19 protein-coding genes are annotated in these 14,487 nt (G+C 50.2%); all 19 read left to right on the top strand.

The features are described 5' to 3' along the window. The first annotated feature begins 16 nt into the window (after positions 1 to 16). On the top strand, positions 17 to 874 hold the full coding sequence (locus ACLIIY_RS28320; RefSeq protein ID WP_434529546.1) for a hypothetical protein: 858 nt from the start codon (positions 17 to 19) through the stop codon (positions 872 to 874). Beyond that, on the top strand, positions 874 to 2,376 hold the full coding sequence (locus tag ACLIIY_RS28315) for a type II and III secretion system protein (protein WP_032072623.1): 1,503 nt from the start codon (positions 874 to 876) through the stop codon (positions 2,374 to 2,376). The genes ACLIIY_RS28320 and ACLIIY_RS28315 overlap by 1 nt, the downstream gene beginning before the upstream one ends. After that, a complete protein-coding gene (locus tag ACLIIY_RS28310; RefSeq protein WP_025789136.1) occupies positions 2,376 to 3,506 on the top strand; it encodes a hypothetical protein in 1,131 nt (376 codons plus the stop codon). The genes ACLIIY_RS28315 and ACLIIY_RS28310 overlap by 1 nt, the downstream gene beginning before the upstream one ends. Beyond that, complete coding sequence (locus ACLIIY_RS28305) at positions 3,503 to 4,141, top strand: hypothetical protein (RefSeq protein WP_025789137.1); 639 nt, start codon at positions 3,503 to 3,505, stop codon at positions 4,139 to 4,141. The genes ACLIIY_RS28310 and ACLIIY_RS28305 overlap by 4 nt, the downstream gene beginning before the upstream one ends. Beyond that, positions 4,138 to 5,760 (top strand): GspE/PulE family protein, encoded by a 1,623-nt coding sequence (locus ACLIIY_RS28300; RefSeq protein ID WP_434529545.1) that lies wholly within the window; start codon positions 4,138 to 4,140, stop codon positions 5,758 to 5,760. The genes ACLIIY_RS28305 and ACLIIY_RS28300 overlap by 4 nt, the downstream gene beginning before the upstream one ends. After that, on the top strand, positions 5,757 to 6,761 hold the full coding sequence (locus tag ACLIIY_RS28295) for a hypothetical protein (protein WP_025499477.1): 1,005 nt from the start codon (positions 5,757 to 5,759) through the stop codon (positions 6,759 to 6,761). Before ACLIIY_RS28300 ends, ACLIIY_RS28295 begins: the two co-directional genes overlap by 4 nt. A gap of 13 nt (positions 6,762 to 6,774) precedes the next feature. Continuing rightward, positions 6,775 to 7,359, top strand: coding sequence for a hypothetical protein (locus tag ACLIIY_RS28290; RefSeq protein WP_228076234.1), 585 nt, complete (start codon positions 6,775 to 6,777; stop codon positions 7,357 to 7,359). Next, complete coding sequence (locus ACLIIY_RS28285; RefSeq protein WP_024700480.1) at positions 7,359 to 7,886, top strand: hypothetical protein; 528 nt, start codon at positions 7,359 to 7,361, stop codon at positions 7,884 to 7,886. Before ACLIIY_RS28290 ends, ACLIIY_RS28285 begins: the two co-directional genes overlap by 1 nt. After that, positions 7,883 to 8,842 (top strand): PulJ/GspJ family protein, encoded by a 960-nt coding sequence (locus ACLIIY_RS28280; protein ID WP_078231487.1) that lies wholly within the window; start codon positions 7,883 to 7,885, stop codon positions 8,840 to 8,842. The genes ACLIIY_RS28285 and ACLIIY_RS28280 overlap by 4 nt, the downstream gene beginning before the upstream one ends. Before the next feature lie 15 nt (positions 8,843 to 8,857). Beyond that, positions 8,858 to 9,274 carry a hypothetical protein gene (locus ACLIIY_RS28275; RefSeq protein ID WP_078231486.1) on the top strand — a complete coding sequence of 139 codons (417 nt, stop codon included), beginning with the start codon at positions 8,858 to 8,860 and terminating at the stop codon, positions 9,272 to 9,274. A gap of 109 nt (positions 9,275 to 9,383) precedes the next feature. After that, positions 9,384 to 10,424, top strand: coding sequence for a trypsin-like serine protease (locus ACLIIY_RS28270; protein ID WP_434529544.1), 1,041 nt, complete (start codon positions 9,384 to 9,386; stop codon positions 10,422 to 10,424). A gap of 141 nt (positions 10,425 to 10,565) precedes the next feature. Next, positions 10,566 to 10,835: a helix-turn-helix domain-containing protein gene (locus tag ACLIIY_RS28265; RefSeq protein WP_086598071.1), complete on the top strand. Its 270-nt coding sequence runs from the start codon at positions 10,566 to 10,568 to the stop codon at positions 10,833 to 10,835. Between the two features lie 242 nt (positions 10,836 to 11,077). Continuing rightward, on the top strand, positions 11,078 to 11,230 hold the full coding sequence (locus ACLIIY_RS28260) for a Hok/Gef family protein (protein WP_024700485.1): 153 nt from the start codon (positions 11,078 to 11,080) through the stop codon (positions 11,228 to 11,230). A gap of 202 nt (positions 11,231 to 11,432) precedes the next feature. Next, complete coding sequence (locus tag ACLIIY_RS28255; RefSeq protein ID WP_023624143.1) at positions 11,433 to 11,840, top strand: hypothetical protein; 408 nt, start codon at positions 11,433 to 11,435, stop codon at positions 11,838 to 11,840. 51 nt (positions 11,841 to 11,891) lie between these two features. After that, the gene (locus ACLIIY_RS28250; RefSeq protein WP_434529543.1) at positions 11,892 to 12,317 is read left to right on the top strand and encodes a hypothetical protein; all 426 of its coding nucleotides are present in this window, start codon (positions 11,892 to 11,894) and stop codon (positions 12,315 to 12,317) included. A gap of 36 nt (positions 12,318 to 12,353) precedes the next feature. Beyond that, positions 12,354 to 12,803 carry a hypothetical protein gene (locus tag ACLIIY_RS28245; protein ID WP_086598066.1) on the top strand — a complete coding sequence of 150 codons (450 nt, stop codon included), beginning with the start codon at positions 12,354 to 12,356 and terminating at the stop codon, positions 12,801 to 12,803. Beyond that, positions 12,800 to 13,312, top strand: a complete 513-nt coding sequence (traF, locus tag ACLIIY_RS28240) for a conjugative transfer signal peptidase TraF (protein ID WP_086598067.1) — start codon at positions 12,800 to 12,802, stop codon at positions 13,310 to 13,312. The genes ACLIIY_RS28245 and traF overlap by 4 nt, the downstream gene beginning before the upstream one ends. Positions 13,313 to 13,325: 13 nt before the next feature. Further along, on the top strand, positions 13,326 to 13,841 hold the full coding sequence (locus tag ACLIIY_RS28235; RefSeq protein ID WP_086598068.1) for a lytic transglycosylase domain-containing protein: 516 nt from the start codon (positions 13,326 to 13,328) through the stop codon (positions 13,839 to 13,841). Between the two features lie 60 nt (positions 13,842 to 13,901). After that, the gene (locus ACLIIY_RS28230) at positions 13,902 to 14,483 is read left to right on the top strand and encodes a hypothetical protein (protein ID WP_086598069.1); all 582 of its coding nucleotides are present in this window, start codon (positions 13,902 to 13,904) and stop codon (positions 14,481 to 14,483) included. Positions 14,484 to 14,487: the final 4 nt, after the last annotated feature.

The following is a 14,487-nucleotide window of genomic DNA, read 5'->3' as shown; positions in this document are numbered from 1 at the left end:
TTAATCAGGAACCATTATGAAAACCTTCACCCTCGCTGTTTTGGGCGGCCTCATCACGTCTGCGTGCTGGGCCGCGCCTTCGGGACAGCTTAATGATGATCAACTGTTTATCACTGGTATCAAAGCGCCACTGCCAAACGCAGCGCCGGAACTGCAACAAGGCTACGTAGACGTTGGGCAAGTCTCTGCGCCGCCGCCTCAAGCGGTAGAGCGCGGCAAGATGCCTCTAAAGCGCGTCGAACTGCGCAAAGCGGGACCGAACATTCCAACGGGCGAACCTCAATCTCAAGTGCTGGCGCCCTTACCGTCGAGTGCGAGCGCGCCTTCTGGTGACACAAATAAAACGGCGAATGGCGCCACAACGTTTTTTGTTGCCGCGGGCGAAGCGCCCTATCGCGCACTCCAGCGCTGGCTAGATAAAGCGCACATCACCAAAGTGGCGTATGGCCTCAGCGATGAGCAGCAAGCCAAGTTGCTAGAGCCTATCGAGCGCAACAAAAACTTCACCAGTAACTTAGAGGTGTCCATTCACGAACTCGGCAAAGCATTGGGCATACCACTGCGTTTTGATGTCCAGCGCGGCATTGCCGCCATCCACACCTTAAACACCATGCCTGATGTGCAGTGGGTACACGGCGCCAGCTTAAAAGAAGCGGTGGCGAACTTAGCTCACGTTTACGGTTGGCAATGGCATGACGATGGAGCGCGACCGTCTTGGATGAGCGATGACGATTATCCGCTGATGAGTGAGTACGGCATCGTCACCCCGCGCGGCGCGTTTGATTTAGCGCTCGATACCGTTCTAGAAGGCTACCCCGTACAAGCGCAGCTTATCCCAAGCTCGCGCAGTGTGTTTATTAGAGAGAAAGAATAATGAAACTCAACACCATGAAACCCCATTTACTCTTTGTGCCTCTGGCCATGATGCTGCTAAACGGCTGCGTCAGTCAGGACTACCTTGACCACAAAGCCAATGCCGACCAAGTCCAAAAGCAGATGGAAGACGCGCGCTCAAAGAACGCGACACCCCTTGGCAACGTGCAATACTTGACCAAACCGCCCGCTCTGGCCACGCCAATCAAACAAGACAAAGCGCCAAAGTGGCTCCAACAAGAAGTGCGCATCAAAGCCAATCAACTGCCGTTGTCGCTTGTGCTCTCGATGCTCGTGCAAGGCACCAATGTGGAAGTGTCGTTTGACCCCGACGTAAACCCAAACACACCGATAACGGTCAACACCCGCGCCTCGCGCAAGTCGATTTTAAACCTCATCAGTAGCTTGACTCATTACGGCTTAACGCCGGATCAAGACTCGCTCACGGTGGGGTACTATCAAACCGAGACCTTTGTGCTGACCATTCCATCGGGCGCCAATTCCGCGCAGCAAGGCAGTCAAAGCGAAGAAAGCAGCAGCGACGATGAAGGCGATACCTCGACCACCAAAGTCGATGGTCAGTACATTACGACGGTGTACAACAACACCGAAATCACCACCGAAATATCCAAAGCGGTCGAAGCGGTCCTCAAAGATGAAAGCGAAGACGATGGCGATGAGCTCGTCGGTGACGTGCGTGTCGTACCTGGATTGACCGCCATCACCGTGCGCACCACGCCAAGTCGCATGGCACAGGTGCGCCGCCTGATTGACACCTATCAAGCCGAGCTGACTAAACAGGTCTTTCTTGATATTCGCGTACTGGAGTTTCGTTCGAACTTAGGCAAAGACCAAGGCATTGATTGGAACCTAGTGAAAGATGTCGGTGACGGCACCTTAAATTTCATCATTCCTGGCACGTCCGCGACCTCTGACTTGGTCAGTTCAAGCAGCGGTCTGGCTTTCCAAGGTACGGGGAAATGGGATGGCACCACCGCGTTTATCAAAGCGCTGGAGCAACAAGGCACCGTCTCAACCGATACACCGATTGGTATCTTGACCAGCAGCTCGCAACCGGCGCGCATCTCTCAGACGGTCAAAACGCCTTACCTGTCAGACATTTCAACCGAAGTGACCGACACCACCACCTCAACCAGCACCACGCGCGGCAATGTGGTGGAAGGCATCGACATGATGGTCAACACCAACGTGAAAGACGATTTCGTCTGGATACGCACCGCGGGCAAGTTAACCAAAATCGCCGGTGACAGCACCGAAACCATTGATGACGCCAGATTGCGCTTTATCTCCACGCGCAGCGCCGATTTGTCGTTCACCAACAAGCTGCGTTATGGCCAAACCGTCATCATCGGCTCAGTCAAGCAGCAAACCCAAACCGCCAATAAGTCGTCCAGTTTTGGCTTTGATGGCCTTGGCAGTCAAGTGAGCGGACAAGAGACCGTGGAAACGCTGATATTGCTGACCCCAAGGAGAGTGAAGTAATGACGCGCCTTCCTAACCATGTTGTGACGACGCAAACGTCGTCATCCCGCTGGCAACTGGCACGGCAATTCCCGGGCAAGTACCAGCTCACACTAGAAAGAGACGGGTGGCGTACGCGCTATTACAGCGATGAACCGACCGTCGCCATCAGTGAAGCGTGGCGAAACAAAGTGGAGCAAGACATCGCGCCTGACCATTGGTGTTTACTCGACTTTCACGAAAAAGACGTGCTGTTTTTTATGACCGTTCGCGGCCATGTGGTGCGTGAAGCGCGCCTGGTGCCACTGGATGAGCTGGATGAGGTGAAACTCAAACTGTGCGAGCAAGTGTTTGTCACTGAGAAACTGACACAAAGTGAGTCTGCGCCTAACTTAAGCGCGGTCAGTGACAAAGTGGATACGGCCCCAGTTCTTGAGCCTCAAGATAAACAAGCGTATGCACTGAAATCTCAGCGCCCGAAAACGCTGGCCGTGACGGCCATTGTGCTCGGTGTGTTGTTGATTGGCGTCAGTCAGTTCACTCACTACCAAGCCAAACCAAAAGACACAGTGCAACAAGTAATCGATGAATATCACGCCTACCGCACAGCGGTCGGGCGCGCTCAAAGCGCCGCCGATGGCATGATGCACGCCCTGTCCTTGACCGCAACCAGCGCCCTCGCTCCATCAGGGTGGGCATTAAGCAAAATCTCGCTTAAAGGCAACAATCTGACTGCGGTCTTCAATCGTGAAGACGGTGGTTTGCTCTCAACCGCAAAAGCGTGGCTAGCCAAGCATTCCTTAAGCAATGCCGTCTTGACCATCGACACCCTTACCCTCAGTGAGCCCATGACGGGCAAACTGGACAAGTGGACGAAGGAGATGGCGCCCGCCGAATTGGGGCAACGCCTCGCTGACACGCTCATCAAATTGGGTTGGGACATCACCGACAGCAAAGAAAGCAAAGCGATGCTCACCAGTACGCTCGATATGACGCTGAAAAAAAGCGGCGTGACCTTAAGCGAACTGCGTTCTCTCGCCACACTTTATCAGCCCCTTCCGGTGGGCTTAAACGCATTCACGCTCATCCCGAGCGACGATGGCACTTACCGCGTTGAAATGCGCATTCAATACCTTGGAGACCTTTCATGAAAATCACCAAAGCCCATATTCAAATCGGGATCTTAGCAATAGGCGGGCTCTCTGTGGCGGGCATGTGGCTCGCCCCTCAATTCAACACGCCGCCGTCCATTTCAGTGCCCGCCAAACAAACGGCGCCAAGTACGGTTACTTCTACACCTTCACCAAAGGCTTTGCCCGATACGGTGGCGCCCGTGGTGAAGAAAAAGCCCAAACCACAATCGGTCACCCCCACTCTAACGCTCGATGTGAATGCGCAAAAGCTCATTAAACGCTCAGAGCAATTAGCGGTGGCTAAAATGGATTCACAGATTGCCGAAGAAAAATCACGCACTCGCAAGGCCAATCAAAAGGAAAGCAGTGAAGGGCGAAGCGATTACGTTCCGTCGGTGTCGGTGATTGAGCAACCTTACTCACCGCCTTCCGTGAGTCCCCATTCTTCTCAACTGGCCATTGACCGCTTCTCGCTCAGTGGCCTTTTTGTTGATGGCAATGAGGCAAGCGCCTATCTCGCTCTCGATGGTGGCCAACCGTTTCTGGTCAAAGCCGGTGATTCGGTTAAGGGCGTCAGTATCACCAACATCAACGGTAATGGGGTTCGCCTAAAACAAGGCGCGCGCATTCGCGTTCTGGAAGGTGGCCTATGAGTCACTTTCCCAAACTGACCGACAGCGAAGAAAAAACGCTGCTGACCTTGTGTCGTGACGATGGCTACACCATCGTCAATGCCGCGCTCACTGTGCAAACCTCGAATCTCAATGCGCCCAATCTGGGGCGCATCATGGACTTACTTCAAGGCAGTAAAGCCCTGCTCGGACAAGACGTCATCATCGAAGAAGTGCCGCAAAGCGTCATCGATGAGGCGCTGGCGACATTCAGCGATACGCAACACCAAACACTGAAAGAGCAAGGCGAGCAAAATGTTGTCGAACGTCAACTTCAAGCGCTGTGCCAAACCGCCGTGAATGAAAACAGCTCTGACGTGCATGTGCTCACCACGCCCGACAGCACCCTGTTTTTGCTGCGCACGGTGGGCGTTCGCCGCGTCATCAGTCGTTTCCATAACCATCAAAGCGCACAGAACCAACCGCGTCAGGTGGGCTTGGCATTGATTGATTACGTGTTCTCGACGCTCGGTGGGCAAGACATCAAATACACCTTGCCCGCTAATGACCGATTCAGCCTTCCGCTTAAAGTCGGCAATGAGCTGCGCTTGTTTGAATGGCGCGCGGCGCTCATTCCAACCCACGATGGCCCGAAACTGACGCTGCGCTGTCTGACGCCCAAAAACAAAGCCTTGTCACTCGAAGACATGGATTTACCAACCCCGTATTTGGCAACGCTTATTCAAATGGTGCACAAACGCCAAGGGGGCATCATCATTACCGGTCCGATGGGTTCCGGTAAAAGCTCCCTGGTGTACGCCCTACTTGAAAAAGTAGACCGCATTGCGCGTAACGTGCATTCCCTGGAAGACCCTGTGGAGTTTTCGCAAGACTTCGTCAGTAAAACCCAAGTGCAGCCGAGTCTTGAGACCTTTGAAGGCTCAGGGGTAAAAATGGATTACGCCTTTTACTGTAAAGAGACGCTGCGTCACGACGTGGACATCTCCAACATTGGTGAAATCCGTGATACGCCCACGGCAGCTGAATTTTGCCGTAAAGCTGAAACCGGTGGATTGGCACTGGCCACGCTGCACACCAACAGCGCATTAGGGGTGGCGCAAACCTTCATCCAGCAACTGAAAATGCCGGCAGCGATTGTGGGCGCACCCGATTTAATGGCCATGTTCGTCCACGTCAAACTGGTGCGCAAGTTGTGTGACTGCGCCTTCTCGTTTGCTGACCGTGACGCTGAGGAAGCAAAAAAAGCATACTCCAGCATCAACAGTTCGGACAAGCTGGCGCTCAAAATCAGCCAACTGGAAAAGCTGTGCTCAGAGGATGAGCTCAAGAACGTTCGCCTGCTCAACCCTTGTGGCTGTGAGAAGTGCAACAAAGAAGGCGGTGTGTCAGGAGAAAGTGGCCGTTTAGTGGTGATGGAAATGATTGTGCTCGATGACGCTGACCGTCAGTTCATCATCCAAGAGGACGATTTAGGCTGGAAACAACATCTCAAGAAGCAAGGTTGGCCGGACATCAAAGACCACTGTAAATCGCGCATTATGCGCGGTCAGGTCGATATTCTTTCGGCTTCCGAGCAAGTCGATGACTTAGTGCCCGTGCCTGTAACGGACATTTACCGAGCGATGCAGGAGGCGCTATGAGCTTTCTTATCTTAGGGAAAACGCTGGAGCAATGGACTTTCTCCAGTGATGAGCAAGTGGCGTTTTTAGACCAATGGCTCAAAGCCGACCGATACAAGCTCACAACCAAAGAGTTTTGTCAGTCGCTGGTTGAAAACGGCACCGACGCACTGAAACAAATCGGTCAAGCTGGACTTGATGCACCAGGGCAAGGTCAACGTTTCGTTGATGTACTCGAAGGCTGGTTTCCCGGTGTGGTTCTAAGCTCGATACGCGCCGCGGAAAGCGCCGGACAACGGCACATCGGACTGCAAACCGCGATTGAGCAGTTAAAGGGCGGTGAAAACATTGTGGCTAAACTGGTCAAGATGCTCGCCTTTCCTTACGCCCTCACGGTCGGCGCGGGCTTTTATGGCGTCTACATCGCCGACAAAATGCTCGGCGCCATTGATAACCAACCAGGCATTGGGCTCACGGTGCGCAATTTCTTTGCCGACTATGGCATTGCCATCGCCGCGGTCTTTGCCCTACTTCTCCTGGTACTTGCCATTGCACTGCCCAATTGGAAAGGCAGTAGCCGCGCTTTCAGTCATGACTGGCCTCTGTTCTCCCTGTATCGCGTGGCCGTGGCGTCCACACTGCTGAAAACCCTCGCCAACCTCACTCAATGCGGCATGAAACTCGGTGACGCCTTAGTGCAAGCCGAAATCCGCAATACGCCGTTTGCCAAAGCGCACATCCAAAGGATGCGCGAACAAGCGATTGGGCAAACTAACCTCGGTGCCATTCTCGATACGGGCCTCTTACTGCCTAACGAACTCAGCGCGATGAAAGTGCTCGGCACTCGCGTCAGTTACACCGAACTGCTCAGCGAAAGCGGGCAACACCACAGTGAGCATGTGGCGAAACAGCTCGAAAAAATGCAGCTCTGGCTACCGAAAGCCGGATTGCTGGTCACGATATTGGTGCTTGGGTCTCTCATTGCCAGCGCCACTTACCAACTCTATCTCACTTTGATTTAAGGACGCGTTCACAATGCAAATGAACAATACCACCACTCAATTCAACACAACTAAAGAAGAAGTAAACACGATGCACACCGAAGTAAATTCAACTAAAGAGAACTTAACCCCATTAACAGAAAGCTCGCCAATCAAAAGTAAGAAGCAGCGCGGCGCGTCCTTACTCGACTTTATTTTCTGGATGGGTCTGGCTGCGATTGTCATTGCGGGGATTGCTGCAATGGCAAGTTCTGGCAAAGGCAAGCTCAAAATCAACAGCACCTTAACCGAAGTCAGTGAAATCCGCGCCGCCGTCGATGCGTGGGCGGGTGCTGGCGCCGATACGGCGGGCGTAAGCCTTTCCGAAATCTGTACCGAAGGCTACGGCTACAGCAATGCGGCGTGGTGTGACGTCAACCAATACGGCGGCACATACACCGTGACAGCAAACAGCTCACACTCCTCTTATGTCGATATTGCCATCAGCAACATTGAGCAAGACAACGTGCTGGCTCTGGCCAACCAACTGGCGCCTGTGAGTACCGAACGCTGCGCCAAGGCCGACACTGATTGTTCTAGCGTTGTGGTCTCTGACACGACCATCACCGTCACCATGTAATGACGCGCCAATCTGGCGTGTCGATACTGTCGTTTTTATTGGCTCTACTTTTAGCCAGCGTCTCGCTGGCTATTACTGCCGCAATCGGCTCACACCTGTTGCGGCAAACCAATCAAAGCGAAGAGTTCAAATCGGTCATGGTGGACGTATTTCAAGGCATGGACGCCGCCATCAGCGACCAATGGCAAGACTCAGGCTGCCGCGCCCTGTCTGAGCCGCCCACACTGCAAACCCTCGTCAATGATTACGAGGTGCCCGCCTCCGTGTTGACGTCCCCTTACGCCATTTCTATCGCGTATCGCACCCCAACCGGTGCCACGTTGAGTTGGGGCATCAAAGTCACCGTGACGCTGCCCGATGGTCTGTCGGGTTATTCACTCACGCGCGCTGCCCAAAGCGTTGCCGATGACGTGTTCATCACCGAGCGCACCATCACGCTCTATAAAGGCGTCGCCACAATTAACTCACAACTGCAACACCAATATTTTGATGGGGAAACCGGTTGTATGCAGGAGGATTACGAATGATGAAACGCCAACGAGGACTTGGCTTACTGGATGTACTCTTTGCGCTGGCGCTGCTGGGTCTGATTTACGCGGGCGCCGCCAAAGTGCTCATGACGCAAAAAGAAACGAACGCCGCGCAAGACTACCGCGTTCGCATCGAGCAGGTCATCGAAGCGCTCCAGAAATACCAATACCAGCAACGCACCATCAAGCCACCGGTCGCCGTGATTGATGAGTTCCCGACCGAACTCAATGATTTGGTGACCACCGATGAGCAGTTCTGGATCAACTGTAGCGAAACCGACGAAGCGGCCAAACGCTGTATTCGCCCTGATTCGGTACCGTGGACGCGTGAGCGCATCGGTTATGAAGCCGGTCATAAGAGCATCACCATTGGCACCGAGCTTCGAGATGTCGCTTACGCCCAGCTGACCTTTCCGCTATCGAGCAGCGTCATTGAGCCGATTTACCGCGCGAAATGGGCAACTGAATTACTCAAGATGCCTTATGCCAAAGCACAAACCAATGGCGACATCATTGTCACGGTTTATGACCCACTGCTGTCGCAGCTCTATGACGAGTTCTTACAACGCGATGGCAGTGTCGCTCTCACCGACGATTGGGATGTCGGTGGGGATTACTCCATCACCAACGCTCATGATGTGACCATTTTGAACTCAGATGGCACGCAGAAGATCGTCAGCCAAGGTTTGGTGGATATCTACACCGTTGCTCACGGCGATATCGTAGAAAAACCTTCATGCCCCGAAGGCACCCACCCCTACATAGCATTAGGACTGGGCAAGATCTTTATTAATAAAGATTACCAGCTAACGGGGAGTCAAAAGCCCTACCTTATCAGCCAAACATCCGATTACTGGCAAGTTGGTCTTGAGATACGAGTGAAATCACTCACCACCGGAGATCTGGAAATCAAAAATGAAGGCGAAGTGAACGCCTTTACCCAATGTAAATAGTAAAGGAGCTATCCAATGAAAAAACTGTTACTACTGCTGCCCGCTCTGTGCCTTAGCAGTCAAGTACTGGCCAAAGTGTCATATGAAGATGCACTTGAATCCAATCGACCTTACCACGATGCCAATGGTGCCGTGCACATTCAACCTGACGACAAAGGACTTACAGAGCAAGAATTACCCGACAGTTCCCAAAACGGAGATTTAGGGCACTGGGTCAAAGTCTCCAGCACCACTACGGATGTGGTCAATGCGGGCGCCTATTCCGCGCTGCTTTCCCCAGATTCTGCGGGGCAAGCGTGTTACAAAGGCACCAAAGGGCTGATTCTGGCCACCGCGCGCGAGTGTAACAACTGGAACTCGGGCGGTTGGCACTGCGAGGGCTATGGACCAGAAACCATCACCGATTACGGTTACAAAGCCGAATGTAAGTAACGTCACCAAGAGGCTTGGGCGATCAAGCCTCTTTCACATGATCCTGACTTGCGCATTTTTTAGTCTTGATACAATAACCTTACAAAAATGAATGACATAAGGCATCACCATGCGTTTACCTTCCTTATCACTGATTGCGCTTAGCTTGCTGTCCGCATCAAGTTATGCGGTAGAAAATGGCACTCCTGTCGATTGGAGCCAACATGACGATACGGTTCGCTTAGATAACTCTACCAATAAGAGTCTTTACTGCACTGCCACTTTAATTTCAGGACGCTATGCCATTACCGCAGGGCATTGCGTTAATGACGGTGGACTCGACATTATGACGCCATCGAACAGCGAAAACTTACCTCTTAGTGCGCAGTGGCTCTCCCCTGAATACACCGATGAATATGACCGTCGTGCGAAAGACGTTGGCATCGTTCGTGTTGATAACTCTGTCGATTATCGCCATATCCAGTTTTTAAACATTGATGAGCAAAGCGAAGGAGAACCAATGATGATCCGCGGTTTCGGTGGCACTATCGATTCGCTCAATCAAGCCGACTTTACATTCAGCCATTATAACTACGCAGATCTTTATTATGTCTATGCCGATACAGTGAATGAATCGCACACCACTGGCGGCGATTCCGGCGCAGCATGGACCATCAATAAGGACGGCAGTGAGGAAATCTTCGCCATCCATCGTGGCAGTGCAATGAACTCATCTACAAATGAACGCTCTGCTTACGGCACCACCATTCAGTCAGTGCAAGACTTCATCACTGAAACCATTGATGGTTGGCATTATCCAACGCTCGCGGATACTGACGCAGATGGCAAAGCAACAATCACTATCCAATCCCTGCATCGAGACGACGCTATGGATACCGCTTGGGGTGACAATGTCACCATTACCGGTGGCACCTGTTTGGATGGACTCATCAAACCCTTTGATAAATGTACGTATGACATCGAAAGTGACGGGACTCAAGGCGAGCTTTACTTAACCGATAACGAAGTCATTCACATCAACAAACCAATCGAAAATACAGGTGGGGGTGACGGTGGTAACAATAACACTGATAACGATGATAGTGGTGGTTCTATGGGCTTTTGGCCTCTCCTTCTTCTAGGCATTGCGACTTTACGCCGCAAACGCTAATCTCGCCTTCATTCATTTTTGTGTTCAGGTCAGCTCATGCTGGCCTTTTGTTTTTACGTTGGCTCAACGCACTCTAGGGCTTATCCCTTAAAGGCTTGAGCCACTTATCCACTGAAAGCGGGCATAAGTTCGGAATAAATCATGAACAACACCATTGAAGCGACGCCTCAAACGGGGCCAATTGACCAACATTTCATTGCCGAGCACATCTATCAGCTCCTGGGAAACTGTCGAGAAGACCCCGATTTGAGCTGGCTTTATCCGCTCATCAAAACGGCCATTGCGGAAGCGGCCTTGATCCACACTCACGGCAATCAACGTAAAGCGGCGAACATACTTGGAATACATCGCTTCACGGTATCAGCGCATTACCGTGCTTATTCGAAATGGAAGGAAGGGCGAAGCCAATAAATTCTCTACTTATTCGTCAGTATATTTAGATGTCATCGGCATAAAGTCTCGAAAAGGGATAGAAAAGGCCATTAATAATCACGTATGATTGCCGTCGGGAGCTTTTGGTTGTCTACCAAAAGTTTGATCTCTGCTGGCGGTAGATAAACAAAAACCCCGAATGAACTATAAATTCAAACGAGGTTTTAGTGTATGTACTTCGCAATACAGATACTAGCCTCTTCACTGACTGGAGGCAAGCGATGCCGGATAAAAAATACGCTCTTTTAGGGCTTATCACCGTATGTATGACTGCGTTGTGCGCGCTATGGATGGTACGCGACTCACTGTGTGAGTTCGAATACCACAACGCAAATACAAACGTTCTGGCAACGCTCGCCTACGAAGTGAAGTAAGCTGGCCAGGAAGGGCGGTAACAGGAAGCCGCTCTTCCTGATTCAGTTTGCTAAGTATAACGTCCATAAGCTCCCATTACTTTTCTTGCCCGTTTCGTTCGACACACAAACTCTTAATCTCCAACTCTAAACACAAACCTTCTGCGCCAATTAAAGCGCTTTTGGCGCCTCTCTGCGCCCTAAATAAATTAAGGAACATCCCATGCTCTCCAGACTTAAAGAAGAGTGGTTAGCGTTAACGCTCATCATTTTTGTCATTTCTGTAACTTCTGCATTTTGCTACACCATTTTATTGGGCTTCACATTATCTATGTCTATTACGTATATGCCGACTTCAACATTTAATGAAGCGAACCGAATCGCACTCAGTTTGTTAATACCATCAGTATTATGGTTATCTAGATGGTCTTGGCGCTGGTGTGGACCGATGGACCTTCGTCCTCAAATAGTTTTCTCTCTGATCAGTTGGATCATACTTTCAATCGAGATGATTAATCTATTACAGATTGCGCATAACGCAGGTTTGAATGAATGGCATATCTCTATCCCCGCAACAATCTTACTTCTCCTTATCGATGGCATACACACGCTTTACAGAAAAAGAAGGTAGTTCAGCCGCCACAAACTGCGCATCGTCATTACGAATTACATTGAGGTCACTATGAATGCAGAGTTAATCATTGGAACCGCATTTCTATTTGTTGGGCACTTCACATATAAACAGGTTTACGTAAAAACCAAACGACTTTCGATACAAAGACACCTATTTGCTTTGCAATGTTCTTTGCGAGATGAATTAGTTCAACAAGAAGAGAATTTAGAAGAGGAAGAGATCAAAACCTTCCTGATGGTTGATAATGGGTTAAATCGGACTTATCAAACCCTCTCCAGCTCAATGCTGGCTCGACATCCCTTGAAAGCATCACATTCAGATAGCAACAGAAAGTCTCATTTTCTAAAACGTTTAGAACAAACACGTTCACCACAACTTACTTCCATCATTCAGAAGGCTGACGAACTGTTACGCCAAGAGTTCAACGTCGATACGCCATTCACAAGGATCGTCGTCGATAGTAATGAATACTAACAAGGCGTCTTTGAGTTTTGCATTGAGGAAAAACCAATGTCGATCAAACAGAAATTGCACCACCTTTTTGTCGAATTGTTCATCGCTCCAAAAGAACAAAAGTCTAGGTCGTATCACGACCTAGACCCTAAGATTATCCCGTTAGTGGACGCATTAAATTCGCTTGAAAGCATCACTACGATTGCTTCTTGCCAGGGACACGCTGCTGGATGGTTAGAAGCGCCTTACGTTTATTTCAACGCCTCAGTTCCCATGGTTCAGAAAATCGTGACCATCATTAGACAAGCACACTTAAATGATAAGTTTCATCGCTCATGGAAGATCTGTGGTGAGTTTAACGAACAAAATCAACTCACTTTCACCTTGTCATCGCCTTATTATGACGATAACTATCTTAAAAAGAGAGTCGTCGATTTAGCTTGGAATAGAGGAAAAGTAGACGAAGACATCCGCACACTAAGCGACTGTTTCGGAGAGATACGATGAAAACATGCTCCTTTATGTTGAGCGGACTATTATTGAGTTTAGTTTTAGGCTTATACACAACCGGCTATCGGCTCAATCTCACCCACTCATACCCACTCGGATTTTATCAGCTTTCTAAAGCGAGTCAGTATCAACAAGGTGACTTAGTGGTCTTTTGTCCGCCTCCTGGTGCGACTATCGAGCAAGCGCTTAAACGCGAATACCTAAAATACGGCACCTGTAAAAGTGGCTCGACTCCGCTTATCAAAAAAATCATGGCCATATCGGGCGACCATCTCTCTTTTGATGGCGTTGTCAGAAAGAATGGAAAACCGCTCGCGCGTTTTCTCGTTCATTCTGCAGATAGCCATCATCGCGCGCTCCCGCAACTCAAGGCATTCACGCTCACCGACGATGAGTTTTTTATGATGTCGGACTACGCGCCCAAAAACAGTTTTGACAGCCGTTACTTTGGCGCCATTCAAAAAAACGCCATTCAAGGTAAGGCTGTCCCCATATTCACCTTCTAAGAGTCATCGTCTCATGATGGATATAGACCAATACTCGCATTGTATCTATCAAGTTCATCCAACCACGATAGAACAAGTCATTAAGAACGAATCCAACTTTCGGCCACTGGCCATTAACGTCAACGCCCTTCCCAACCAAAAGCCACCGCGCATTACCCAGCCTAAGACGAAACAAGAAGCCATTCAGTTGGCCAACTATTACGTATCGCTCGGGCATTCGGTGGATTTGGGGTTGATGCAAATTAACTCAAAGAACCTGGCTAAGTTTGGGGTCAGCATTGCCGACATGTTCACTCCCTGTAAGAACATTCATGTCGGCTCCAGCATTTTGTATCAGGGTTATCAGCGCGCCCTCAAAATCAATTCGAAACCAAGCATTGCGCTGCAAATCGCCCTGTCTTACTACAACACCGGCAGTCCGCATCGAGGATTTAGAAATGGGTATGTCAAAAAGTACGTGAAAAATGACATACCCAAGCGCGTATTGACTGCGCCATCCCGTATCCCCACGCAAGGGCTCTACGATTAAACATTATCAACCAATCCTAACCAGGCGCTCATAAGAGCGCTTTTTTTTACAGAGAACACAATGCAATACGTCCTACTACCCGCATCCAACGACCAATACTTTCTTGCTGATTGCAAAGAAATCATCGCCATTAAAGAAGGCGTCATCGATGCGCCAGATTTTGATGAATCGAATCTGACCTATCGCCTGATGTATGGCACCTATAAACCTCAACCGCACGCGCACTACAGCGATGAAGAAGTCAAAGCACACATAACCGAAGCCATTGACCAATGGCTTATTCATATTGATGGCAAGTACGTCATTGATTTGGGGATTGAAGGCATTGTGATTTCAGAAAGCGTCATCAAACGCCAATGCACTGAATTACAGCATCCAAGAGCGACTCAAGATGTTGCGTTCGCCGCCCTAGTCAAAGCACCGGTGTCTTTTGAAATTGACGACAAGCGTTATCAGACTCGCACCGCTTATCTTCGTTGGGATGGCATTGACGCCATCACCACGCTGCTAAATCGAAAAGGTTTATTTGCCTTTACCAGTGAAGACAAGCGATTCACACCAGAAGAGCCGCTAACAAAGAAAAACTGGCGTCTCTACATCGATCACTTACGAATGCTCAAAGAAGCCCGTAGAGCGCAATAGGTAA

This window comes from Vibrio sp. K4, from assembly GCF_051122595.1.
GTDB classification, from domain to species: domain Bacteria; phylum Pseudomonadota; class Gammaproteobacteria; order Enterobacterales; family Vibrionaceae; genus Vibrio; species Vibrio owensii.
The sequence above is the reverse complement of the archived record's forward strand: the minus strand, read 5'-3'. Positions and strand labels throughout refer to the sequence as shown.